At 65.8% G+C, this 23353-nt stretch carries 24 protein-coding genes; 11 read left to right on the forward strand and 13 right to left on the reverse strand.

Annotated features, from left to right (window positions below):
• Positions 1 to 78: 78 nt before the first annotated feature.
• The 4 genes from rlmD to AC1TXO_RS20115 form a co-directional block, all read right to left on the reverse strand.
• On the reverse strand, positions 79 to 1443 hold the full coding sequence (gene rlmD / locus AC1TXO_RS20100) for a 23S rRNA (uracil(1939)-C(5))-methyltransferase RlmD (protein WP_486403357.1): 1365 nt from the start codon (positions 1441 to 1443) through the stop codon (positions 79 to 81).
• Entirely contained in the window at positions 1443 to 2342 is a 900-nt protein-coding gene (cysM, locus tag AC1TXO_RS20105) for a cysteine synthase CysM (protein ID WP_486403358.1), read from the reverse strand. The genes rlmD and cysM overlap by 1 nt, the downstream gene beginning before the upstream one ends.
• Positions 2343 to 2437: 95 nt before the next feature.
• Positions 2438 to 3868, reverse strand: a complete 1431-nt coding sequence (locus AC1TXO_RS20110) for a histidine kinase sensor domain-containing protein (protein WP_486403359.1) — start codon at positions 3866 to 3868, stop codon at positions 2438 to 2440.
• 2 nt (positions 3869 to 3870) lie between these two features.
• The gene (locus AC1TXO_RS20115; protein ID WP_486403360.1) at positions 3871 to 4587 is read right to left on the reverse strand and encodes a response regulator transcription factor; all 717 of its coding nucleotides are present in this window, start codon (positions 4585 to 4587) and stop codon (positions 3871 to 3873) included.
• A 202-nt stretch (positions 4588 to 4789) separates the two neighbouring features.
• On the opposite strand from AC1TXO_RS20115, the gene AC1TXO_RS20120 reads away from it, so the two are divergent.
• From AC1TXO_RS20120 to AC1TXO_RS20135, 4 genes are all read left to right on the forward strand, one after another.
• Positions 4790 to 7546, forward strand: a complete 2757-nt coding sequence (locus AC1TXO_RS20120) for a response regulator (protein ID WP_486403361.1) — start codon at positions 4790 to 4792, stop codon at positions 7544 to 7546.
• Between the two features lie 126 nt (positions 7547 to 7672).
• Positions 7673 to 8662 (forward strand): 2-hydroxyacid dehydrogenase, encoded by a 990-nt coding sequence (locus AC1TXO_RS20125; protein WP_486403362.1) that lies wholly within the window; start codon positions 7673 to 7675, stop codon positions 8660 to 8662.
• 31 nt (positions 8663 to 8693) lie between these two features.
• On the forward strand, positions 8694 to 9131 hold the full coding sequence (locus AC1TXO_RS20130; protein ID WP_486403363.1) for a hypothetical protein: 438 nt from the start codon (positions 8694 to 8696) through the stop codon (positions 9129 to 9131).
• Positions 9128 to 9532, forward strand: a complete 405-nt coding sequence (locus tag AC1TXO_RS20135; protein ID WP_486403364.1) for an META domain-containing protein — start codon at positions 9128 to 9130, stop codon at positions 9530 to 9532. Before AC1TXO_RS20130 ends, AC1TXO_RS20135 begins: the two co-directional genes overlap by 4 nt.
• A 36-nt stretch (positions 9533 to 9568) precedes the next feature.
• Here the strand turns inward: AC1TXO_RS20135 and AC1TXO_RS20140 are convergent, their stop codons facing one another.
• A complete protein-coding gene (locus tag AC1TXO_RS20140; RefSeq protein WP_486403365.1) occupies positions 9569 to 10036 on the reverse strand; it encodes a TlpA disulfide reductase family protein in 468 nt (155 codons plus the stop codon).
• 87 nt (positions 10037 to 10123) lie between these two features.
• Here AC1TXO_RS20140 and arsC point away from each other — a divergent pair, with 87 nt between their 5' ends.
• The 3 genes from arsC to AC1TXO_RS20155 are packed head-to-tail and all read left to right on the forward strand — an operon-like array spanning position 10124 to position 11479.
• Positions 10124 to 10477: an arsenate reductase (glutaredoxin) gene (gene arsC / locus AC1TXO_RS20145; protein WP_486403366.1), complete on the forward strand. Its 354-nt coding sequence runs from the start codon at positions 10124 to 10126 to the stop codon at positions 10475 to 10477.
• Positions 10474 to 11079 (forward strand): NAD(P)H:quinone oxidoreductase, encoded by a 606-nt coding sequence (gene wrbA / locus AC1TXO_RS20150; RefSeq protein ID WP_402765720.1) that lies wholly within the window; start codon positions 10474 to 10476, stop codon positions 11077 to 11079. The genes arsC and wrbA overlap by 4 nt, the downstream gene beginning before the upstream one ends.
• A complete protein-coding gene (locus AC1TXO_RS20155) occupies positions 11072 to 11479 on the forward strand; it encodes a DUF2069 domain-containing protein (protein ID WP_486403367.1) in 408 nt (135 codons plus the stop codon). The genes wrbA and AC1TXO_RS20155 overlap by 8 nt, the downstream gene beginning before the upstream one ends.
• Positions 11480 to 11576: 97 nt before the next feature.
• On the opposite strand, the gene AC1TXO_RS20160 is transcribed toward AC1TXO_RS20155, so the two are convergent.
• Both AC1TXO_RS20160 and ttcA read right to left on the reverse strand, forming a co-directional pair.
• The gene (locus tag AC1TXO_RS20160; protein ID WP_486403368.1) at positions 11577 to 12248 is read right to left on the reverse strand and encodes a DNA-3-methyladenine glycosylase I; all 672 of its coding nucleotides are present in this window, start codon (positions 12246 to 12248) and stop codon (positions 11577 to 11579) included.
• A gap of 3 nt (positions 12249 to 12251) precedes the next feature.
• Positions 12252 to 13076 carry a tRNA 2-thiocytidine(32) synthetase TtcA gene (gene ttcA, locus AC1TXO_RS20165; RefSeq protein ID WP_486403369.1) on the reverse strand — a complete coding sequence of 275 codons (825 nt, stop codon included), beginning with the start codon at positions 13074 to 13076 and terminating at the stop codon, positions 12252 to 12254.
• 252 nt (positions 13077 to 13328) lie between these two features.
• On the opposite strand from ttcA, the gene AC1TXO_RS20170 reads away from it, so the two are divergent.
• Both AC1TXO_RS20170 and AC1TXO_RS20175 read left to right on the forward strand, forming a co-directional pair.
• Positions 13329 to 13928: a Yip1 family protein gene (locus tag AC1TXO_RS20170; protein ID WP_486403370.1), complete on the forward strand. Its 600-nt coding sequence runs from the start codon at positions 13329 to 13331 to the stop codon at positions 13926 to 13928.
• A gap of 127 nt (positions 13929 to 14055) precedes the next feature.
• The gene (locus AC1TXO_RS20175) at positions 14056 to 14550 is read left to right on the forward strand and encodes a SprT family zinc-dependent metalloprotease (protein ID WP_486403371.1); all 495 of its coding nucleotides are present in this window, start codon (positions 14056 to 14058) and stop codon (positions 14548 to 14550) included.
• A gap of 145 nt (positions 14551 to 14695) precedes the next feature.
• Here the strand turns inward: AC1TXO_RS20175 and AC1TXO_RS20180 are convergent, their stop codons facing one another.
• From AC1TXO_RS20180 to AC1TXO_RS20195, 4 genes are all read right to left on the reverse strand, one after another.
• Positions 14696 to 16021, reverse strand: coding sequence for a dicarboxylate/amino acid:cation symporter (locus AC1TXO_RS20180; protein WP_486403372.1), 1326 nt, complete (start codon positions 16019 to 16021; stop codon positions 14696 to 14698).
• A gap of 367 nt (positions 16022 to 16388) precedes the next feature.
• Complete coding sequence (locus AC1TXO_RS20185; protein WP_486403373.1) at positions 16389 to 17735, reverse strand: ATP-binding protein; 1347 nt, start codon at positions 17733 to 17735, stop codon at positions 16389 to 16391.
• The gene (locus AC1TXO_RS20190; protein WP_486403374.1) at positions 17732 to 18409 is read right to left on the reverse strand and encodes a response regulator; all 678 of its coding nucleotides are present in this window, start codon (positions 18407 to 18409) and stop codon (positions 17732 to 17734) included. The genes AC1TXO_RS20185 and AC1TXO_RS20190 overlap by 4 nt, the downstream gene beginning before the upstream one ends.
• Positions 18410 to 18518: 109 nt before the next feature.
• Positions 18519 to 19124: an outer membrane protein gene (locus AC1TXO_RS20195; RefSeq protein WP_486403375.1), complete on the reverse strand. Its 606-nt coding sequence runs from the start codon at positions 19122 to 19124 to the stop codon at positions 18519 to 18521.
• A 138-nt stretch (positions 19125 to 19262) separates the two neighbouring features.
• Here AC1TXO_RS20195 and AC1TXO_RS20200 point away from each other — a divergent pair, with 138 nt between their 5' ends.
• Together AC1TXO_RS20200 and AC1TXO_RS20205 are read left to right on the forward strand one after the other, a co-directional pair.
• Positions 19263 to 20054 carry a dienelactone hydrolase family protein gene (locus tag AC1TXO_RS20200; protein WP_486403376.1) on the forward strand — a complete coding sequence of 264 codons (792 nt, stop codon included), beginning with the start codon at positions 19263 to 19265 and terminating at the stop codon, positions 20052 to 20054.
• An 89-nt stretch (positions 20055 to 20143) separates the two neighbouring features.
• The gene (locus AC1TXO_RS20205; protein ID WP_486403377.1) at positions 20144 to 20845 is read left to right on the forward strand and encodes a 4'-phosphopantetheinyl transferase family protein; all 702 of its coding nucleotides are present in this window, start codon (positions 20144 to 20146) and stop codon (positions 20843 to 20845) included.
• Between the two features lie 3 nt (positions 20846 to 20848).
• On the opposite strand, the gene AC1TXO_RS20210 is transcribed toward AC1TXO_RS20205, so the two are convergent.
• Both AC1TXO_RS20210 and AC1TXO_RS20215 read right to left on the reverse strand, forming a co-directional pair.
• Positions 20849 to 22453 carry an ATP-binding protein gene (locus AC1TXO_RS20210; RefSeq protein ID WP_486403378.1) on the reverse strand — a complete coding sequence of 535 codons (1605 nt, stop codon included), beginning with the start codon at positions 22451 to 22453 and terminating at the stop codon, positions 20849 to 20851.
• Positions 22450 to 23151, reverse strand: a complete 702-nt coding sequence (locus AC1TXO_RS20215) for a response regulator (RefSeq protein ID WP_486403379.1) — start codon at positions 23149 to 23151, stop codon at positions 22450 to 22452. The genes AC1TXO_RS20210 and AC1TXO_RS20215 overlap by 4 nt, the downstream gene beginning before the upstream one ends.
• Between the last annotated feature and the right edge of the window lie 202 nt (positions 23152 to 23353).

A 23353-nucleotide genomic window follows, 5' to 3' on the forward strand; every position in this document is an offset into this window, starting at 1 on the left:
TACAGCGCGCCACGCGGGCGCACTGGCAATCAACCGTGCCGCTTCCCGTCCATGGAAGCCACACCAAGGGGCCAGCCGTTACTGGCCCGCTTCGAATAACGCCATGGCCTCGACATGCGCCGTCTGAGGAAACATGTCGAGAATCCCGGCCCTTTTTAACCGGTACCCCTGGCCGACCAGCACCTGCGCGTCTCGCGCCAGCGTGGCGGGGTTGCACGATACATAGACCAGCCGCCGGGCCTTGAGACGGGCGATGCCTTGCACCACCTCGTGGGCACCGTCGCGCGGTGGGTCCAAGAGTACCGCAGAAAAGCCCTCGGCGGCCCATTCGGCACCGGCCAAAGACTGCGATAAATCGGCCTGAAAAAAACGTGCGTTATGCACATTGTTGCTGGCAGCGTTGGCGGCGGCGCGGTCGACCATCGCCTGCACGCCCTCCACCGCCACCACTTCGCGGGCCTGGCGTGCCAATGGCAGGGCAAAATTGCCCAGGCCACAGAACAGGTCCAGCACCCGCTCGTCCTGTTGAGGCGCCAGCCAGGCCAGCGCCTGTTCGATCATCAGCGTGTTGACCTGGGCATTGACCTGCACGAAGTCGCCCGGCCGCCACGCCAGTTCCAGCCCCCAGGGTTCCAGGGCGAACCCGAGGCGGGCGTCGCCCTCGTACGGCGCCGGCTCGCCTTCGCCCTGCAGCCACAGTTGCGCGCCCGCCTCCTGGCAGAACGCCTGCAACCGCATCAGGTCGTCTTCCGGCAGCGGCGCCACGTGCCGCACCAGCAACGCCTCGGCGGTGCCGCTGAACAGTTCCACGTGCCCCAGCGCCTGCGGCCGGCTCAGGCTGCGCAGCACCGTCGGCAGGTGGCGGAGGATGGACTGCAAGGGTTGTACCAGCACCGGGCATTCGTCGATGGCGATGATGTCCTGGCTGGCTTCGGCGCGGAAACCGACCTGCAGCTCGCGCGCCTTGGCATCCCAGCGCACGGCGACCCGGGCGCGGCGGCGGTAGCCGAATTGCGCTCCGGCCAGCGGCGCGGCCCACTCGTCCGGCTGCACCCCGGCCACGCGCTGCAGTTGTTCGGCGAGCAGGCGCTGCTTGAGCGCCAGCTGGCCTTCGTGCGGCAGGTGCTGCAGGTTGCAGCCACCGCAGCGGGCATAGTGCCGACACGGCGCGTCACGGCGCTCGGGGCTGGCCTGCAGGACACGCTCCAGGCGCGCCTCGACGATCTTGCCGCGGGCATTGAGCACCCGCGCCTCCACCGCCTCGCCGGCCAGGGCGCCGCTGACGAACCAGGTACGCCCGTCGACGAAGGCGATGCCGCGCCCGTCCCCGGCCAGACGCTCGATGTCCAGGCGCTGCTTCTTGCCGACCGGCACCTGTGCGGTGCGTTCGCCCCCGGCTGGCTGGAAGCGCAGGCCGCTGCTGTTGCTTTTCTTTCTGGACATCAGGTCGCGTCGAACAGGCCGGTTGAGAGATAACGGTCGCCGCGGTCGCAGATGATCGCGACCATCACGGCATTTTCCACTTCACGGGACAGGCGCAGCATGGCTGCGACCGCACCGCCGGAGGACACGCCACAGAAAATGCCCTCTTCACGTGCAAGGCGCCGAGTGGTGTCTTCGGCTTCCTGCTGGGACATGTCGACCACGCGATCGACGCGGGTGGCGTCGAAAATCTTCGGCAGGTATTGCTCCGGCCAGCGGCGGATACCCGGGATGGCCGAGCCTTCCATCGGCTGCAGGCCGACGATCTGCACCGCCGGGTTCTGCTCTTTCAGGTACTGCGAGCAGCCCATGATGGTGCCGGTGGTGCCCATGGAACTGACGAAGTGGGTGATGCTGCCCTGGGTCTGCTGCCAGATCTCGGGGCCGGTGCTGGTGTAGTGGGCAATCGGGTTGTCGCCGTTGGCGAACTGGTCGAGCACCAGGCCACGGCCTTCGGCCTGCAGCTTCTCGGCAAGATCCCGCGCGCCTTCCATGCCCTCTTCCTTGCTCACCAGGATCAGCTCGGCGCCGTAGGCGGTCATCGCCGCCTTGCGTTCGGCCGTGGAGTTGTCGGGCATGATCAGGATCATCTTGTAGCCCTTGATCGCCGCTGCCATCGCCAGGGCGATGCCGGTATTGCCGGAAGTCGCCTCGATCAGGGTGTCACCTGGCTTGATCTGGTTGCGCAGCTCGGCGCGAGTGATCATCGACAACGCCGGGCGGTCCTTGACCGAGCCGGCCGGGTTGTTGCCTTCGAGCTTGAGCAGGAGGGTATTGCTGGTCTGCCCGGCGATACGCTGCAGGCGGACCAGGGGGGTGTTGCCGATGCAATCGGCGATGGTTGGGTACTGCAAGGTCATGGGCGTATTTCGCAATCAGGACGGCAGGGGCGCCTATCATACCGGCAAAGAAGGCGCGGCCATATCACGCAATTGCTGGGGCATATAGCAGACCGTTATATCGGCTGCGGGTTCTTCACGGGCGGTCCCACTTCCACAGGCGCGCGTAGCGCCGCCACAGCGGGGCTGCCCGCCGGGTATTCGGCAGCGACGCAAGGCAGGCGCATGCACAGGCGCAGCCCCATTCGGCCGTTCTCGGCCCACAACAGCCCGCCCTGGCGCTGGATCGCGCTGCGGGCGATGCTCAAACCCAAGCCGAAGCCGCCATCCCCGGGGCGCGAGCCGTCGAGGCGCGAGAATGGCGCGAAGATTCGCTCCAGGTCGTCCTCATCGACCCCGCCCCCTTCGTCTTCCAGGAACAGTTGCCAGTGATTGCCGTCGTGGCGACCACCCAGGCGCACCACGCCGTGCGCCGGTGAATGGCGAATGGCGTTGCGCAGCATGTTTTCCAGCGCCTGGGCCAGCAGGTTGAGATTGCCCTCCACCCAGCAGCGGGCCGGCAACTCGCAGTGCAGACGCTGCGCAGCCCAGCCACTTTCATAGCAGGCGTTCTCCACCAGCACGTCCCACAAGGCCGGCAGCTGGATGGGCTCGAGGTTCATCGGCGCACGCTCGGCGTCCTGCCAGGCCAGTTGCAGGGTGTCCTCGACCAGTTGCTGCATGCCGTCCAGCTCGCGTGCGAGGCGCTCACGCAGGCGTGCGACATCGGTCTCGCCGTCGCAGGCTACGCGCAGGCGGCTCAGTGGCGTGCGCATCTCGTGGGACAGATCGCGCAACAGTTGCTGCTGCAGGGCGACGGTGCCCTGCAGGCGCTCGGCCATCTGGTCGAAAGCCCGCGCCAGCTCGCCCAACTCGTCGTGGCGGCCGATGGTGCGCGAATCGAGCCGCGCCGACAGCTGGTCGGCACGCCAGGCATTGGCCTGCTCGCGCAACTGGTTCAGCGGCACGATCAGCATCCGGTACAGGCCCACGCACAGCAGCAAGGTGAACAGCCCGGGAATCACGCCATTGGTGATGACCTGCCAGAACAGACGGTACTGGCCTGGATTCAGGCGCTGCGGCAGCTCGATCACCAGCATGCCCTGCTCGGGTGACCGGGGGAACGGCAGGCGCAGCCAGGGCTGGTCGACACTGCGCCGGCTCATGGGCCAGTCGACGCCCCGCAGGCGGGTCAGGCGCTGCATTTCATCGGTGGACAGCTGGCCGCCAGCCAGCGGTCGCAGGTTGCCATCGAGCACATTGACCCAACCGTGCTCGCGCTGGCGCAGGTCTGCCAGCCAGCGATCGAGCCCCTCGCGGCCGCCCTCGGTCCAGGCCTGCTCGGCCTGTGCGGCATAGCCGCGCAACAGTTGCCGGGCCGGTTCGGAGAGGAAGGCATTGCGGTTTTCCATGTGTCGGCCCCAGGTGTAGCTCAGGCCGATCATCAACAGGCAGAAGCCCACCAGCAGCACGGTGAGCTTCCAGAACAGCGAACGACGTCCCGGCACGCTCAGTCGCCCTCACCGGCGCAGAACACGTAGCCTTTGCCCCACACGGTACGCACCTGGCGCTCCTGGTAGCCGATGCCCCTGAGCTTGCGACGGATCTGGCTGACGTGCATGTCCAGGCTGCGGTCGTGGCGCGAATAGCCGCGCTGCAGCACCTGCTGGTAAAGGAAGGGCTTGCTCAGCACCTCATCCTGGCTGCGGTTGAGCGTGTCGAGCAGGCGATACTCGCTGGGGGTCAGGCCCGCGGCACAGCCATGCAGGGTCACGTCGCAGGCCTGCTCGTCGAAGTGCAACTGCCCGGCCAACCCCTCGCGCGGCGCCTGGTGACGACGCTCGAGCGCGACCCGGCGCAGGATCGCCTCGATGCGCACGCGCAGTTCGGCCATGCTGAAGGGCTTGGGCAGGTAATCGTCGGCGCCCCGCTGGAAGCCGCTGATGCGGTCGGCCTCGGCACCCAGGGCCGACATCAGGATGACCGGCGTGGCGCTGCGGCGGCGCAACTGCGCCAGGGCGTCCAGGCCGTTGAGCCCCGGCAGCAGGATATCCATCAGCACCACGTCGAACATCTGCCGGCCTGCGGTTTCCAGGCCTTCCAGGCCATTGCGGCACCAGGTCACCCGAAAGCCGCCGCGTTGCAGCTCCTCGTGCAGGTAGGCGCCGAGCACCGGATCGTCCTCGATGGCGAGGATGCTGGAGTCGTGAATCGATACGGTATGCATTGGCAACTGCCATGAATTCTCAATTGCGTGATTATTGGCGAGTACCGGCGTTATCGCAACCGCCTGCCGACCAAAGCCCCGGCAAGCGCTGCGCGGCTAAAAAACCCGCACAAACAAAGTGCATTACCGGTGCGCGCGGAGTAACGTTCTGCGGGATCCCGTCCATCCGCGACGGCCCGCACGCACATGACAGGAGACAGGTGTGCTCGATCGTTTGGGAATCAGAAGCCGCGTCCTGCTGCTGGCCCTCCTGCCCGCAGGGCTGATGGCGCTGGTGCTGGGCATTTATTTCACCTGGTTGCAGCAGAACGAACTGCGCACCCAGCTGCTGCAACGCGGCAAGATGATCGCCGAGCAACTGGCACCGCTCGCCGCCCCTGCCCTGGCCCAGGAAGCGCCAGCGCAGCTCGAGCGCATCGCCGCCGAGGCCCTGGAGCAGACCGATGTGCGCGCCGTGGCCTTCCTGGCGCCGAACCGCACGCGCCTGGCCCATGCCGGGCCGAGCATGCTCAACCAGGCGCCCAGCGGTGGCACCGGCACGCAACTGCTGCAACGCACCGGCAACGACGCCACGCGCTACCTGATGCCGGTGTTCGGGCATCACCGCGACCTGGCCACCGACGCGGTGCCGCATGAGGCCGAACGCCTGCTGGGCTGGGTCGAGATCGAGTTGTCCCACGACGGCACCTTGCTGCGCGGCTACCGCAACCTGTTCACCAGCCTGCTGCTGATCTTCGCCTGCCTGAGCCTGACCGTGCTGCTGGCCCTGCGCATGAGCCGGGCGATCAACGGCCCGATCGGGCGCATCAAGCATGCCGTCACCCAGCTCAAGGAGGGCAACCTCGAGGAACGCCTGCCACCGATGGGCAGCGTCGAGCTGGACGAGCTGGCCGCCGGCATCAACCGCATGGCCGAAACCCTGCACAGCGCCCACGAAGAACTGCAGCACAGCATCGACCAGGCCACCGAGGACGTGCGCCAGAACCTGGAAACCATCGAGATCCAGAACATCGAGCTGGACATGGCGCGCAAGGAAGCCCTGGAGGCCAGCCGGATCAAATCCGAATTCCTCGCCAACATGAGCCACGAGATCCGCACGCCGCTCAACGGCATCCTCGGTTTCACCCACCTGCTGCAAAAAAGCGAGCTCACCCCGCGCCAGCTCGACTACCTGGGCACCATCGAAAAGTCCGCCGACAACCTGCTGGGGATCATCAACGAGATCCTCGACTTCTCCAAGATCGAGGCCGGCAAGCTGGTACTCGACAGCATCCCGTTCAACCTGCGCGACCTGATCCAGGACACCCTGACCATCCTCGCCCCGGCCGCCCATGCCAAGCAGCTGGAGCTGGTCAGCCTGGTGTACCGCGACACGCCGCTGTCGCTGATCGGCGATCCGCTGCGGCTCAAGCAGATCCTCACCAACCTGGTGAGCAACGCCATCAAGTTCACCCGCGAAGGCACCATCGTCGTGCGTGCCATGGTCGAGGACGAGCACGAAGACACCGCGCAGTTGCGCATCAGCGTGCAGGACACCGGTATCGGGCTGTCGCCACAGGACGTGCGCACCCTGTTCCAGGCCTTCAGCCAGGCCGACAACTCGCTGTCGCGCCAACCCGGCGGCACAGGCCTGGGGTTGGTGATCTCCAAGCGCCTGATCGAGCAGATGGGCGGCGAGATCGGGGTCGACAGCACGCCCGGCGAAGGGTCGCAGTTCTGGATCAACCTCAGCCTGCCCAAGGCCCACGACGATACCGAGGAACTGCCACTGCAAGCCTTGCTCGGGCGCCGCGCGGCGATCGTCGACGGCCACGAGCTGGCGCGCCAGGCCCTGGAGCACCAGCTCGAGGATTGCGGCCTGAGTGTCAGCCTGTTCTCTTCGTTCGAGCAACTGCTGCAGGGCGTACAGGCGGCGAGCCAGGCCGGCCAGCCATTCGAGTTCGCCGTGCTCGGCGCCAACCTGGGCAACCTCTCGCCGGACCACCTGGGTGACTATCACCAGCAGCTCGAACGCCTGGGCTGCCAGTGCGTGGTGTTGTGCCCGACCACCGAACAGGCGCTGTACCTGCCGTTCCTGCCCAATGCCCACGGCCAGTTGCTGTCCAAGCCGACTTGCACGCGCAAGCTGCGGCGCCTGTTGCTGGAGCTGATCCAGCCCAGCCGTGCCCACGTCGAGCCACGCCACAACGCCGGTTCGCGGGCGCCGCGCATTCTTTGCGTCGACGACACCCCGGCCAACCTGCTGCTGGTGCAGACCCTGCTCGAGGGCATGGGTGCTGCGGTGGTGGCGGTAGAGAGCGGCTTCGCGGCGGTGCAGGCCGTGCAGGACGAACCCTTCGACCTGGTGCTGATGGACGTGCAGATGCCGGGCATGGACGGTTGCGCCTGCACCGAACAGATCCGCCGCTGGGAAACCAGCCAGAGCGGCCCACCCCTGCCCATCGTCGCCCTGACCGCCCACGCCATGGCCAACGAGAAACGCGCCCTGCTGCACAGCGGCATGGACGACTACCTGACCAAGCCGATCAGCGAGCGCCAGCTGGCCCAGGTGGTGATGAAGTGGACCGGCCTGAGCCTGGGCGCGCCACCGCCGGAACGCATCGGCGAGCGCCTGCCCGATGACAGCGAACTGCAGGTGCTCGATCACGAGGAAGGCCTGCGCCTGGCCGCTGGCAAGGCCGACCTGGCCGCAGACATGCTGGCGATGCTGCTGGCCTCGCTGGACAGTGATCGCCAGGCCATCCGCAGTGCCCGCGAGGCCGGCGACCGCTCGGCGATGATCGAGCGCGTGCACCGCCTCAATGGCGCTTCGCGCTATTGCGGCGTACCGCAGCTGCGCGCCGCCTGCCAGCGCAGTGAAACCCTGCTCAAGCAGGACAGCCCGCAGGCGATGCAGGCGCTGGATGAACTGGAACGAGCCATCCACCGCCTGGCCGAGCAGGCGCACCTGAGCGCTTGATCAGCGATGACAGGCATTGAACGTACTGCGGGAGCGGGCGGGTGCAGGCATTCCTTGCCCAGATCAACATCGCCCCTCCCGCCCTGGTCCAGACTGTCCTGACCGCCCGCCAAAGGAGTTCCCGCCATGCGCGTCCTGTTGTTCAGCAGCCAGCACTACGACCAGGAAAGCTTTACCCACGCCGCCGTCGGCAGCGGGCTGGAACTGCACTTCCAGCCCACCCGCCTGACCCCGGACACCGCACCGCTGGCCCGGGGTTTCGAGGTGGTCTGCCCTTTCATCAACGATGATCTGGGCGCCGAAGTCCTGCAGCACCTGGCCGACGGCGGCACGCGGCTGATCGCCCTGCGCTCGGCCGGCTACAACCATGTCGACCTGTCCACCGCAGCGCGCCTGGGGCTGACCGTGGTGCGGGTTCCGGCCTATTCGCCCCATGCCGTGGCCGAGCATGCAGTGGCGTTGATCCTGGCCCTCAACCGCCGCCTGCACCGTGCCTACAACCGTACCCGCGAGGGCGACTTCACCCTGCACGGCTTGACCGGCTTCGACCTGCACGGCAAGACCGTGGGCGTGGTCGGCACCGGACAGATCGGCACAGCCTTCGCCCGCATCATGGCCGGTTTCGGTTGCCAGCTCCTGGCCTACGACCCCTGCCCCAACCCTGAACTGCTGGCCCTCGGCGCCCGCTACCTGGCGCTGCCGGAACTGCTCGCGCAATCGCGGATCATCAGCCTGCACTGCCCGCTGACCGAGCAGACCCGCCACCTGGTCAATGCCCAGAGCCTGGCACGCCTGCAACACGGCGCCATGCTGATCAACACCGGGCGCGGCGCGCTGGTCGATACCCCGGCGCTGATCGATGCGCTCAAGAGCGGTCAGCTCGGCTACCTGGGCCTCGATGTCTACGAAGAGGAGGCGCAACTGTTCTTCGAGGACCGCTCCGACCTGCCGCTGCAGGACGACGTGCTGGCGCGGTTGCTGACCTTCCCCAACGTGATCGTCACCGCGCACCAGGCGTTCCTGACCCGCGAAGCGCTGGAGGCGATTGCCGCGACCACGCTGGACAACGTCATCCACTGGGCGGCGGGCGATGCGCGTAACACGGTCACAGGTTAGTGCTAGGATACGCGGCATTTCTGGAGGACCCATGGTCGAGCACGATTTTCGCTACACCCTTTTCAACCCGCAACACACCCTCATCGAATGCCGCGCCTTGGTGCCAGGTCGCTACCAGGTGACCGGCAACGGTGGCTCGATGCACAAGGGCGATGCCCTGCTGGTGACGCTCAAAGGCAGCAAGGACTTGTCCATGCGCCTGACCGTCGAGAGCGTCCGCCACCTGATCAACCCACGCGGCCAGTGGGTCGCCGTGGCCAGCGGCCCGGTGTTCAACGAACTGGAAATCCTCACCTGGCAGGTCAAGTGCGACAGCTGCGAGGCCGTGCTCGACTTCGAGTTCGCCGTGGACGCCAAGCTCGGCAAGAAAGCCCGCCAGCCGGCAGCCAACGCCCGTATCGCCGAACTTGGCTGGAGCAGCCAGGGCGAACGTCACCTGTGCCGCAACTGCCAGGGAAGCGCCCAGTGAAACACCTGTTGACCTGCGCCGCGCTGCTGGGCGGCCTGTTCGGCTGTGCCGCGCAACCCTCGAAACTGCAGCAGGAGCAGAGCTATGTGCTGGAGTGGATCGGCGAGCGTCCGCTGATCGACTACAGCCACCTGACCCTGACCCTCGCCAACGATGGCCGCGCCTATGGCAATGCCGGCTGCAACCACTGGTTCGCCAGCTATACGCTGGAAGGTGAGCGGCTGAGCTTCGGCAAGATCGGCAAAACCCGCAAGCTGTGCGCGCCGGCATTGATGGAGCAGGAGCAGCGCTTCCTGCAGGCACTGGAGACGGTGCAGCGCTGGGATGTGTCGGCAATCGAACAGATCCGCTTCTGGCCAGCTGAGGGCAAGCCACTGCGCTTCTGGCCTGAGCAAGGCTGAAGTGCATCGGGGCTGCTTCGCAGCCCCGACAACCGATCAGGCGCCGCCTTTGAGCGCCTTGATCTTCGCCTGCAGCCCTTCGAGCGTCTGCTCGCCGAGCAACTGCTCACGCACCTTGCCCTTGTCGTCGATGATGTAGGTCACCGGCAGTGCCTCGCTGCGCGGCAGCTCGTAGCGCTCGGCAGGATCCTGCGCCAGCACGGTGAAATCGATGCCCAGGGCCTGCGCGGCCTGCTTGAGGTCATCGCCCTGCAGGCCATCGAAGTTCACCCCCACCACCCTGATGCCCTCGGCCTGCCACTGTTTTGCCGCGGTGTTCAGTTCCGGGATCTCGGTGCGGCACGGTCCGCACCACTCGGCCCAGTAGTTGAGCACCAGCCAGTGCCCGTCGATCTGTTCGGCCTTCACCGTATTGCCGTGCTGGTCCACGCCGTAGTCGGCACCGCAGCCGCCGAGCAGAAGGCTCGCGGTGATGGCCAGTGCAGCTGCCAAACGCCTTGCCATGGGTCAATCCTTCTCGAAGTTTTAAAGCAGGAAATGTTGGTCGCTGCGGTTAGAATAACCGCCACACCCAGCTGGATGCGACCCGTCATGACCGATCTGACCCTCTATCATAACCCGCGCTGCTCCAAATCCCGCGGCGCCCTCGAGCTGCTCGAAGCGCGCGGCCTGGCCCCGACCGTGGTGCGCTATCTCGAAACCCCGCCCGACGCCGCCACGCTCAAGGCACTGCTCGGCAAGCTCGGTATCGGCGCACGCCAGTTGCTACGCAGCGGCGAAGACGAATACAAGGCCCTGGACCTGGCCAACCCCGCGCTCAGCGACGCGCAACTGATCGACGCCATGGTCGGCCATCCGAAACTGATCGAACGCCCGATCCTGGTCGCTGGCGACAAGGCCGTGATCGGCCGCCCGCCCGAGAAAATCCTGGAGATCCTGCCGTGAGCGATCCGTTCATCCTGGTCCTGTACTACAGCCGCCACGGCTCCACCAGCGAGATGGCCCGGCACATCGCCCGTGGCGTCGAGATGGCTGGCCTGGAAGCACGCCTGCGCACGGTGCCGGCGATTTCCACCGAATGCGAAGCGGTGGCGCCCGACATCCCTGCCAGCGGCGCGCTCTACGCCACCCTCGACGACCTGCGCCACTGCGCGGGCCTGGCCCTGGGCAGCCCGACCCGCTTCGGTAACATGGCGGCGCCGCTGAAGTACTTCCTCGACGGCACCAGCAGCCTGTGGCTGGGTGGCGAGCTGGTCGGCAAGCCGGCCGCCGTGTTCACCTCCACCGCCAGCCTGCATGGCGGGCAGGAAACCACCCTGTTGTCGATGCTGCTGCCACTGATGCACCACGGCATGCTGGTGACCGGCCTGCCCTACAGCGAATCGGCCCTGCTCGAGACCCGCGGTGGCGGCACGCCTTATGGCGCCAGTCACCATGCCGGCGCCGACGGCAAGCGCGAGCTGGATCAGCACGAAATCGCCCTGTGCCGTGCCCTCGGCCAGCGCCTGGCCAACACCGCCAAGGCCCTGGGTGGCGAGCGTGGCTAGAAAGCCCAGGGTGCTGCCGGCGCTGGACTGGTTGGCGCCACGCCTGCGCCTGACCCGGGCGCTGAGCCTGGCCTGCTTCTTCGGCCTGATCGCCCTGCTGGTGGTGAACAACCTGGTGTTCGCCGACCTGCATGGCGCGCGGGTCGAGGTGATCCTGGCCATCGAACTGGTCCCCTTGCTGCTGTTGCTGCCGGGCATGGTCAGCGGCAGCGCCCGGGCACACGCCTGGACCTGCTTCGTGGTGAACATCTATTTCATCAAGGGCGTGCTTGCGGCGTTCGATCCTGGCCGGGCACTGTTTGGCTGGGTCGAGGTGCTGATGAGCCTGGGGTTGTTCGTCAGCGGGTTGCTGTACGTTCGCTGGAAGTTTCAGTTCGAGCGGCGGATGGCGGGGGAATAGGGCAACTGATACGGCATTCGCGGGCAAGCCCGCTCCTACAGGTTCAGCGCAATACCTGTAGGGGCGGGCTTGCCCCGCGAAGCAGACGCCGCAAACCTCAATGATTGACGGTATGCGCCAGCATCACCGACAGCTGGCACAGCGGCCGGCCACTCTCTTCATGCCACTGGTTGAACGCCTGCTGCACCAGCGCCAGGTCGCGCTGGCTGGTGGGCTGCTTGTCGATGACTTTCTGCGCAATCAAGGCTGCTGCCATGTCTTCGGTGGGGATGAAGGTATCCTTGCCGACCATGCGCAGGAAACGCGGCGCCGACAGGCCGCCGAGCTGGTTGCCGTGCTTGGCCAGGTACTTCCACAGGCCGACGATATCGGTCTCGGGCCATTCGGCGATGAAGGCACCGAAACTGCCCTTTTCCTTCACCACGTCGAGAATCATCTGCGCGTTGCGCGGCACGCTCTTGAGCTTGCCCAGGTGGCGGATGATGCGTTCGTCCTGCATCAGCCGCTCCAGGTGCTCGGCGCCCATCAGCACCACTTTCTCCGGGTCGAAAGCAAAGAATACCTGCTCGAACGCCGGCCATTTGGCGTCCACCAGGCTGTGCTTGAGCCCGGCGCGGAACACCCGCAGGGCCAGGGTCGACAGGTAGCGGTCGTCGGTGATGTCGCGCAACTGCGCCGCGCTGCGCGGTTGCGGCAGGTAGGCCTCGAGCGCCTTGGCCGAGCCGAAGCGGTTGAGGCAGTACTCATGCAGCCACTGGTAGTCGCGCATGGGTCAGATGTTCAGCACGTCGAGGAAACGCGGGGTGGCGTTCTCGTCGATCTTCAGGCTGGTGAAGTCGAACAGGTTGCGGTCGGCCAGCTGCGACGGCGCCACGTTCTGCAGGGCGCGGAAGATGCTCTCGGTACGCCCCGGGTGCTTGCGCTCCCACTCCACCAGCATATCCTTGACCACCTGGCGCTGCAGGTTTTCCTGCGAGCCGCACAGGTTGCACGGAATGATCGGGAATTCCTTCATGTCCGAATAGGCCTGGATGTCTTTCTCGCTGCAGTAGGCCAGCGGACGGATCACCACGTTGCGGCCATCGTCGGCGCGCAGCTTGGGCGGCATGCCCTTGAGTGCACCGTTGAAGAACATGTTGAGGAAGAAGGTCTCGACGATGTCGTCGCGGTGGTGGCCGAGCGCCATTTTGGTCGCGCCGATCTCGTCGGCGAAGGTGTACAGCGTGCCGCGGCGCAGGCGCGAGCACAGCGAGCAAGTGGTCATGCCCTCGGGGATCAGCTCCTTGACCACCGAGTAGGTATCCTTCTCGACGATGTGGTACTCGACACCGAGGGTCTTGAGGTAGGCCGGCAGCACGTGCTCGGGGAAACCGGGCTGCTTCTGGTCCATGTTCACCGCGACGATCTCGAACGAAATCGGTGCCACCTTCTGCAGGTGCAGCAGAACATCGAGCATGGTGTAGCTGTCCTTGCCGCCGGACAGGCAGACCATGACCTTGTCGCCATCCTCGATCATGTTGTAGTCGGTGATGGCTTCGCCGGCGAGACGACGCAGGCGTTTTTGCAGTTTGTTCTGGTTGACCGAGAGGGTGCCCATAGCGCTTGGATCCGCGAGGTGTGACAAAAGCCGGCTATTTTACGCACAAACCGGGCACAGGCGTAGGCCATTCCGATAAAGAATCAACAGCGGCGCCGACAGCGCGATTTGCTCTAAAAACCCGGGTTTGTGCCGGGTTCTGCTTCCTATACTGCGACATAAGGCCATATTACCGCTTGATCGGTTGCCTGGCCTCGGGCCACAGGCGCTCCGCTTGGGGGGCGTTTGGCGACGACGATAGGAGTGACCGGCATGATCCATCACGTTCTGGGGCTGTTTACCCATCCTGACCAGGAATGGCGCGAGATCCGTGGCGAAGACGAAAGCATCAGCCACATGTACCTGACCCATACCCTGATCCTGGCGGCGATTCCGGCGGTGTCGGCCTTCATCGGCACCACCCAGGTGGGCTGGGTGATTGGTGACCGACCACCGGTGATGCTGACCATGGAAAGCGCGCTATGGATGAGCGTCATGTCCTACCTGGCGATGCTGGCCGGGGTCGCGGTAATGGGCGCCTTCATCCACTGGATGGCACGCACCTACGATGCCAACCCGTCGATGGCGCAGTGCATCGCCTTTGCCACCTACACCGCCACCCCGTTGTTCCTCGGCGGCCTGGCCGCACTCTACCCGCACCTGTGGCTGGGCATGCTGCTGGGCACGGCGGCCATCTGCTACACGGTCTACCTGCTGTACGTCGGGCTGCCGACCTTCATGAACATCCCCAGTGACGAAGGCTTCCTGTTCTCCAGTTCGGTACTGGCGGTAGGGCTGGTGGTGCTGGTGGCGATCATGGCCGCCACGGTCATCATCTGGGGGCTTGGCGTGGGGCCGGTCTACACCAATTAGAAATACCAACACTGGGGCGTCGGGCCAGGGGCCGCCGTTTTGGCGGCCTCTGGCTTCGTGCTGACCGGCGGCTCGGCAAGCGCAGAAGGCTTGCGGCATAATGGCGCGTCAGGAGAATCATCCCGCCATGCCCGAGCAACTCACGCAACGCGTCGAAACCTGTTACCAGCAAGCCGAAACCTTCTTCAAACGCACCTTCCCGCGCCCGCAGGTCAGCTTCAAGCTGCGCGGCCAGAAGGCCGGTGTCGCGCACCTGCACGAGAACCTGCTGCGTTTCAATCTGCAGCTGTACCGTGAAAACCAGGAAGATTTCCTGCGCCAGACCGTGGCCCATGAAGTCGCCCACCTGATCGCCCACCAACTGTTCGGCGAGCGCATCCAGGCCCATGGCGAGGAATGGCAACTGATCATGCGCGGGGTCTACGAACTGCCGCCCAATCGCTGCCACAACTACGAAGTGCAGCGGCGCGTGGCGACCCGCTACATCTACCGCTGCCCGTGCCCGGACAGCGACTTTGCGTTCAGCGCGCAGCGGCACAAGCTGGTGCGCCAGGGGCGACGGTATCTGTGCAGGCGGTGCCGGGAGATTCTGGTGTACAGCGGCGAGACACGCGTCGAATGAACCAACGCATTCGCGGGTAGACCCGCCCCCACCGTATCAGTGGGAGCGGGCTTGCCCCGCGATAGGGCCGCCACCGACGACAGAATACCCAGGCATGAAAAAGGCGACCCGAAGGTCGCCTTTTTTCACATCACTACAAGCGCTATCAGCGAGTAGCCGGGCCTTCAGCAACGCCCAGGTCGTCGGTCGGACGGGTTTCAACCAGCGGCGCACCGCCGGAAGCCAGTTCCGATTGCAGCTTGTCGGTGTCCAGCTCCTTGACCCACTTGGCCACGACCACGGTGGCAACGGCGTTGCCGATCAGGTTGGTCAGGGCGCGGGCTTCGGACATGAAGCGGTCGATACCCAGGATCAGCGCCAGGCCGGCAACCGGCAGGTGGCCAACGGCAGACAGGGTGGCAGCCAGGACGATGAAGCCCGAACCGGTCACGCCGGCAGCACCTTTGGACGCGACCAGCAGCACCAGCAGCAGGGTGATCTGGTGGGTGATGTCCATGGTGGTGTCGGTGGCCTGGGCGATGAACACCGCAGCCATGGTCAGGTAGATCGAGGTACCGTCGAGGTTGAACGAGTAGCCGGTCGGGATCACCAGGCCAACCACGGATTTCTTGGCGCCCAGGCGCTCCATCTTGGCCAGCATGCGTGGCAGGGCCGATTCCGAGGAGGAAGTACCCAGTACGATCAGCAGCTCTTCACGGATGTAGCGGATCAGCTTGAGGACGCTGAAGCCATGGGCGCGGCAGATACCACCGAGCACGATCAGGATGAACGCCAGGCAGGTGATGTAGAAGCAGGCCATCAGGTAGCCCAGCTGCACCAGCGAACCCACGCCGTACTGGCCGATGGTGAAGGCCATCGCACCGAAGGCACCGATCGGGGCCAGCTTCATGATCATGTTGATGATGTTGAACATGACATGGGCGAAGCGGTCGATCAGCTCGAGCACCGGCTTGCCGTAGCTGCCCAGGCGATGCAGGGCGAAGCCGAACAGCACCGAGAACATCAGGACCTGGAGGATGTCGCCGTTGGCGAAGGCACCGACCACGGTGTTGGGGATGATGTTGAGCAGGAAGCCGACGGTGGTCTGCTGCGCACCGGCGGCGGCGTAGGCGGCGACGCTGCTGGCGTTCAGGGTGCTGACATCGACGTGCATGCCAGCGCCTGGCTGCACAACGTTGACGACGACCAGACCGATGATCAGGGCGATGGTGGAGACGATCTCGAAGTACAGGAGTGCGTAGCCGCCGGTCTTGCCGACCGACTTCATGCTCTGCATGCCGGCGATACCGCTGACCACGGTGCAGAAGATGATCGGAGCGATGACCATCTTGATCAGTTTGACGAAGCCGTCACCCAAGGGTTTGAGGGCAACGCCGGTTTCGGGGTAGTAGTGGCCGAGCAGAATGCCGATGGTGATGGCAACGATCACCTGGACATACAGGGACTTGTACAGCGGCTGACGTGTCGTCATGGCTTAAATATCCTCAAGTGTGCCGTGTCACCCTTCCCAGGGCGTGGCACCTAAAGCGCGAACCCTCCTGCACCTGGAGGGATTTGTCGTTGTGTTCGAGCTGCCTGAGCAGGCCTCTGCCAGATCTTTAGCAAGGGTGATGCCAAAATGCCCGGATTGGGTGCAAGGCCAGTGTTTTCGGGAAATTTCCGCCCAAGGACAGGGCGCACCGACAGGGATGGGTTGGCGGATTTCCGCCCGGTGGCGAGATTCGTACCAGAGCGATGGCGGGAATCCGCCCGGTGCAAGGGGCTCACATTCGGCCCTTGTGCGAGCGGCGGGTCGCCGCTGCGACTCGTCCCGCGATGAGGTCGAGCTGCCCGCAGGGTCACTCCAGGCTGAACACGATCCTGAACGCGGCCCCACCCAAGGGCGAATCATCCAGCGTTAGCCGGGCATCGAAGCTGTCGATGATATCCTTGACCACCGCAAGGCCGATCCCCTGCCCCGGATGCTGCCGGTCCAGGCGCTCGCCACGCTGCAGGATGCGCATGCGCTGGCCCGGCGGTACACCCGGACCATCATCCTCCACGCACAGTACCAACTGTTCCGGCAATTCCTCCAGGCTCACCCGCACCTGCCCCAGGCACAACCGGTAGGCGTTCTCCAGCAGGTTGCCGAGCAGCTCGAGCAAGGCGCCCTCCTCGATCGGCACCCGTGCCTGTGCCGGAATGTCCAGGGTGATGGTGACGCGCTTGTCTCGATAGACCTTGTCCAGCGTGCTGCACAGGCTGTCGAGCACCGGTGCCAGACGCACCTGGTGGCGCACCAGGCCACTCTTGCGCAGGCTGGCGCGCTGCAGCTGGTAGTCGATCTGCTGGCTCATGCGCTCGATCTGGCTCTGCAGCACTCGCGCCTGCTCGCGCTCGCCGCTGCCCTGGCCCATGCTTTCGCCGACGCCCTGCAACACTGCCAGCGGCGTCTTCAGGCTGTGCGCCAGGTCGTCCAGCGAATCACGATAGCGCTGGCGCTGCTCGCGCTCGCTGTGCAGCAGGCGGTTCAGCGAGCCGGTCAGGCGCAGCAGCTCGCGCGGATGCTCACGGCTAAGCCCTTCGCGGGCACCGCTTTCCACCTCGTCCAGCTCCCGGCTGAGCCGTCGAAGCGAGCGCAGGCCCCAGGTCAGGCCGGCCCAGAGCAGCACCATCAACGCCAGCAAGGCCGCGCCGAAGCCCAGGTAGAGTTTCTCGCGCAGGCCATCGAGGGTGTGCTGGTATTCACGCACCGGTTGCAGCGCGACGATACTGAACGCCGCGCTCTTGCCGCCGAGCAGCTTGACCTCGACGTCGTAGACGAAGAACTCGTCGCCGTCGTCCTGGCGGATCCGCGCGAACTCGTTGCCGCGTCCGTCATAGCGGGGTTGATAGTTGATGTGCTTGTCGGCGGTGGCGCGCGAGCGCCAGACCAACCGGCCTTCGCGGTCGAAGATATAGCCGAGCAGGCCCATGTTGGGCAGGTTGTAACGCTCGTCGGGCAGCAGGTCGGGCATCTGCAGGTGCCCGTGCTCGATACGCGCGGCCGAGATCATGGTGGTCACATCCGAAGCCAGGCGCTGCTCGATCGACTCCTGCAGGGCCAGGCTGAAAGCCTTCTGCAACGCTGGCAGCAGTGCCAGCATGAACAGCAGGGCCAGCAGCGCCGCGGCCATCATCAGACGCAGGCGCAGCGAGCGGATCATCGGCAGCGCTCGGTGAACAGGTAGCCCAGGCCACGTACTGTGTCGATGGGTTTGAAGCCGTTGTCGCCCTCGAGCTTGCGCCGCAGGCGGCCGACCAGTACCTCGATGACGTTGGGATCACGCTCCTCGTCGTCCGGGTACAGCTGTTCCATCAGGCGATCCTTGGCCACCACCTGCTGGTGATGGCGCATGAGGTATTCGAGAATCCGGTATTCGTAGGCGGTGAGCGCCAGGGGCTGATCGCCCAGGGTGGCCTGCTTGCGGTTGAGGTCCAGCACCAGGGGGCCAGCGGCGATGGTCGACTGGGTGAAGCCGCTGGAGCGGCGCAGCAGCGCGTTCAGGCGCGCCTCCAGCTCTTCGAACTGGAAGGGCTTGACCACGTAGTCGTCGGCGCCGGCAGCCAGGCCCTCGACCTTGTCCTGCCAGTTGCCGCGAGCAGTGAGAATCAGGATGGGGAAGGTCTTGTCCTGGCTGCGCAACCGGCGGATCAGGTCCAGCCCGCTCATGCCCGGCAAGCCCAGGTCGATCACGGCGAGGTCGTGGTTGTACTGCTCGGCCTGGTACAGCGCCTCCTCGGCATCGCCTACGGCCTGGACCACATGCCCCGTCTCGCCCAGGCGCGTGTACAGGTGATGACGCAGCAACGCCTCGTCCTCGACCACCAGCAACTTCATGCCGCTTCTCCTTATATGTCTATCTCCCCGGTCGCAGCGCGATCAGGGCCGGCACAGCATAACAGCGAACCGGCACGGGAAACCCCTGCCGGTTCGGTGAACCTCGACCTTAGAACTTGTAGCTGGCGGCGAGGTAGGTCTGGGCGCTGCTCTTCAGGCGCAGGGTGCCATCCTTCGGACCACCGTGCGAGGACAGTTCGGTGGCGGCGTTGCTGGTCAGGTAACGGTAGCCCAGTTCGACCGAGGTATTGTCGGTGACCTGCTGCAGCACACCGGCCTGCAGGCCGACTGCGTAGCCGTAGTCGGTGTCGCGGCTGTAGCCGGAGGATGTCTGGGTCAGCTTGGTGACGCCGATGCTGCCACCGCCGAACAGCTTGGTGGTGTCGGTGATCGGCAGGAATGCATCGTAGCTGCCGAGCAGGTTTTCCTGGCGCAGCTTGACGCCGCTGTGGTCACCCGAGACGTTGTCGTAGGTCAGGTAGTAGCGGCCCTGCTCGTTGATCTGGCCGACACGCAGGCCCCAGGTGCTGTCCTTGCCGATGATGCCGTCGGCGTTGAGGTGGTCGGTGTTGCGTTGCAGCAGGCCGGACTTGCGGACTTTGTCGCTGGTCTGGCCGTAGGTCAGGCTGGCGAAGGTATCGTCGGCCTGGGCGGTGGCGGCAACGCCGGCGGCGCAAACAGCCATGGCAACCATCAGGGTGTTGAGTGCTTTCATGCTTTGTTTCTCCAGTTAGGTGCGCTGTTTCGGTCTGGGGACTAGAGTAAGCAGGGCGCCCTGAACCGCTCCTGAACCCCGGCTGAACCTTGGCTGAACGAACTGGACACGGATGCATCATTCCTGGAGAACACCCCCATGCGTACACTGCTGGCCCTGGCCCTGATGTGCAGCGCCGCCTTTGCCCAGGCGGCGGTACAGACCCGCGAGATCCGCTACCAGGACGCCGACGGCACCGCGCTGATCGGCTACTACGCCTACGACGATGCCGTCGAAGGCAAGCGCCCGGGTATCGTCGTGGTGCATGAATGGTGGGGGTTGAACGACTACGCCAAGCGCCGCGCCCGCGATCTTGCAGCGCTGGGCTACAACGCGCTGGCCATCGACATGTATGGCGACGGCAAGCACACCGAGCACCCGCAGGACGCCCAGGCGTTCATGGCGGCAGCGCTCAAGGATCCAGCGGCAGCGGCGCGACGCTTCGACGCCGGGCTCGAACTGCTCAAGCTGCAACCCAACACCAACAAGCACCAGCTGGGTGCCGTCGGCTACTGCTTCGGCGGCAAGGTGGTGCTCGACGCCGCACGCCGGGGCGAGAAGCTCGATGGCGTGGTGAGCTTCCATGGCGCGCTGGTCACCCAGACACCGGCCAAGCCTGGGGTGGTCAGGGCGAAGATCCTGGTCGAGCATGGCGAGGCCGACAGCATGGTCACGCCCGAGCAGGTCGAGGCCTTCAAGAAAGAAATGAAGGATGCCGGGGCAGACATGCAGTTCGTTGGCATTCCCGGGGCCAGGCATGGCTTTACCAACCCGGATGCGGACCGCCTGAGCCATGGCGCGCATGGCGGGCCGGACATTGGCTATGACAAGGCGGCAGATGAAAGCTCATGGAAGGATATGCAGGCGTTTTTCAAGCAAGCGTTCAAGTAGGGGTCCAGACCGCGGCGGCCTCCTCGGTCGAGGCCCGCTACTGATGCCCTGCATACCTGTAAAGGGCCGGAACTGGCACAATACCGCCCATGGACAGACTTCCCACCTGCTGCACCCCACTCCAGCACCACTGGCCCCTGCCCCAGCCCCTCCCCGGCGCGGTGCTGGTCAGTTGCGCCTTCGACCCCAAGCGCCTGGCCAACGACGACTTCCAGCGTGCTGGCATCGTACAAAGCGCCAGCCTGCAGCGCTCGGTGGCCAAGCGCCAGGCCGAGTACCTGGCCGGCCGAGTCTGTGCCCGTGCGGCGCTGCAGCGTCTCGACGGCCGCGACTATGTTCCGGGCAGCCACGAAGACCGTTCACCGGTCTGGCCCACCGGCATCCGAGGTTCGATCACCCACGGCCAGGGCTGGGCCGCTGCCGTGGTTGCCCATGAAGGCGCCTGCCAAGGCATCGGTCTTGACCAGGAGAGCTTGCTCGACGATGAGCGCGCCGAGCGCCTGGCAGGCGAGATCCTCACCACCGACGAGCTGCAGCGCCTCGACCGCTCAACGATCGGCCTGGGTGTGACCCTGACCTTCTCGCTCAAGGAAAGCCTGTTCAAGGCCCTCTACCCGCTGACCCTCAAGCGCTTCTACTTCGAACACGCCGAAGTGCTGGAGTGGGACGCCGCGGGCCAGGCACGCCTGCGCCTGCTCACCGACCTGTCGGACGAGTGGCACCACGGCCGCGAACTGGACGGCCAATTCTGCCTGAAGGATGGCCACCTGCTGAGCCTGGTCAACGCCTGAGGCTCAGCCCGGCGCCTGCTCGCGCGGCCAGTTCAGGCTGAAACAGGCGCCGCCCAGTGCCTCGCTGCGCCCCACCTGCGCCCGGCCACCGTGCCAATAGATGATCCGCCGCACGATCGACAGCCCCAGGCCATGGCCACCCGAGGCGCGCGTACGGCTGTCGTCCAGGCGGGTGAAGGGGGTGAAGATGCGGTCCCAGACGCCCTCGGGAATGCCCGGTCCATCGTCTTCCACCTCGATGCGACAGCGCTGCTGGCCCAGCTGGAAGCTCAGGCGCACCTCCGATTCGGCGTGGCGCATGGCATTGCTCACCAGGTTCTGCAAGGCCCGGTGCAGATAGCGCGGCTCGGCCTCGACCCAGGTCTCCCGGTCTTCGCCCAGCTGACAGCTGCCGCGCGTCACCCGCACATCGGCACGCAGCGGCGCCAGCTCGTCGATCACCCGGTCCAGCAGATTGTCCAGGTCGACGCGCTGGAACTTGAGCGCCGGCGCACCTTGCTCCAGGCGCGCATAGGTGAGCATTTCGTCGACCAGCCGGTCCAGGTCCTGGATGTCGCTGTCCATGCCCGCCAGGTGCTTGGCCCGTGCCTGCTCGGTACTGGCGCTCTCGATCATCTCCAGGCCGAAGCGCAGGCGTGCCACCGGGGTGCGCAGTTCGTGGGACACCGCCCGCACCAGCTCGCGCTGCATCGTCAGCGAGCGCTGCAGGTGCTCGGCCATGCCGTTGAACGCCGCAGCCAGGCGCCCGACCGAGTCGGCATCGCCGGCCGGCACACGGGTTTCCAGGCTGCCCTGGGCGATGCGCGAGGCCGCCATCTCCAGCCCCGAGACCCGGCGTTCGAGCTGGCGTACCAGCAGGTAGACCACCAGCCCGATCAGGCACAGCCCGAGAAAGGCGATGAGGATCAACAGTTGTGGCGGATAGGGGTTGAGCTGGTACAGCGGGCCGATTTCCAGCACCCAGGGCGAGCCGGACAACCCGGCGAACACGCGGATCGAATCACCGTCGCGGCCCAGCGCCATCACCGTGTCGCCCTCCTCGACCCGGCGCCGCTGGTCGTCGTCCAACCCGACCCGCTCGATGCGCTGCAGGGCGATATCGAAGCCGAAGCCCTTGCTCTGCCTGATCTGGGCCAGGCGCTGCTGTTGCTCGGTGACCGGGTAGCGCACCAGTTCGTCGGCCAGCAGGTAAAGCGTGGCACGGGCCAGCTGTTCACTGACCTGCTTGACCTGGGCCACCAGCAGCACCTCTTCATGCCCCACCTGGCGCAACACCTTGGCCGCATGCGGCCCGGTCTTCTCCACCACCACCAGGCCACGCGCCAGGCGGCTGCGCTGGCCGGCATCGAGGGTCTGCGCCGACAGCGGCACCAGGTCCAGCGGCACCCCGAGCAGACGCTCCCAGATCACCAGCGAGCGCTTGCGCTCGACCTCGTTCTGCAGCGCCAGGTTGTCTGCCATCAGGCTGAAGGTGCCTTGCGCCAGGCCTTCGCGATGCTGGCCGGCACGTACCTCGTTGACCAGGTGCAGGCTCAGCACACCCAGCACGGCGACCAGCACCAGCACCGCGAGCATGCCGCCATAGATGCGCAGGAAGATCGAATTCATGCGGCAGCGTCGCCGACGAACAGGTAGCCCTTGCTGCGCAGGGTCTTGATCAGCCGCGGATGGATCGGATCGTCACCTATCTTGGGGCGGATCTTGGAAATGCGCACATCGATGGAGCGGTCCTGGCCGTCATAGCCGACGCCACGCAGCGAGGTGAAGATCTGCTCGCGCGACAGCACCCGCCCGGCGTTGCTGGCCAGCAACCAGAGCAGGTCGAATTCGGCGCCGGTCAGGTCGATCGGTTGCCCGCCGAGCCAGGCCTCGCGCAGGCGGTTGTCGATGCGCAACGGGCCGAAGCTCAGTTCATGGCCCCTGCCCTGGGGCGCCTCGCTGCGCCGCAGCAGGGCATTGATGCGCGCCAGCAGCAGGCGCGGGCGCACCGGTTTGCACACGTAGTCGTCGGCCCCCAGGTCCAGGCCCTGGACCTGGTCGAGTTCGTCGCTGCGCGCGGTGAGCATGAGGATTGGGTTGGGGTACTGGCCGCGCACCCGCCGGCAGATGCTCAGGCCATCTTCGCCTGGGAGCATCAGGTCGAGGACCACCAGGTCGGGCTGGCTGTCGATGATGCGCCGCACCGCCCGCCCGCCGTCGCCCTCGACCGCCACCTCGAAGCCATTGGCCTGCAGGTATTCGGCGGTGAGCTCGGCCAGGCGCTCGTCGTCCTCGACGATGAGGATGCGGTTGTTGGGCTGGTCCATCGCCGATCACCTCTGTTTATCATGGGAGCAGGCCCGCGCCGCGACGAGGCCACCGCCGCCCTTCACCAAAGGGCAACATATCGCCCCGATACTACGTCCCGCCCAGGGCACTGCCAACTGTGCGAAAAATTCTGTCACAGGCCCGAAACCGGCTAAAACCTCCTGCGACAAGGCCTACAGCGAATACCCACCTTTCACACAC

The organism is Pseudomonas sp. FA117 (genome assembly GCF_057370475.1).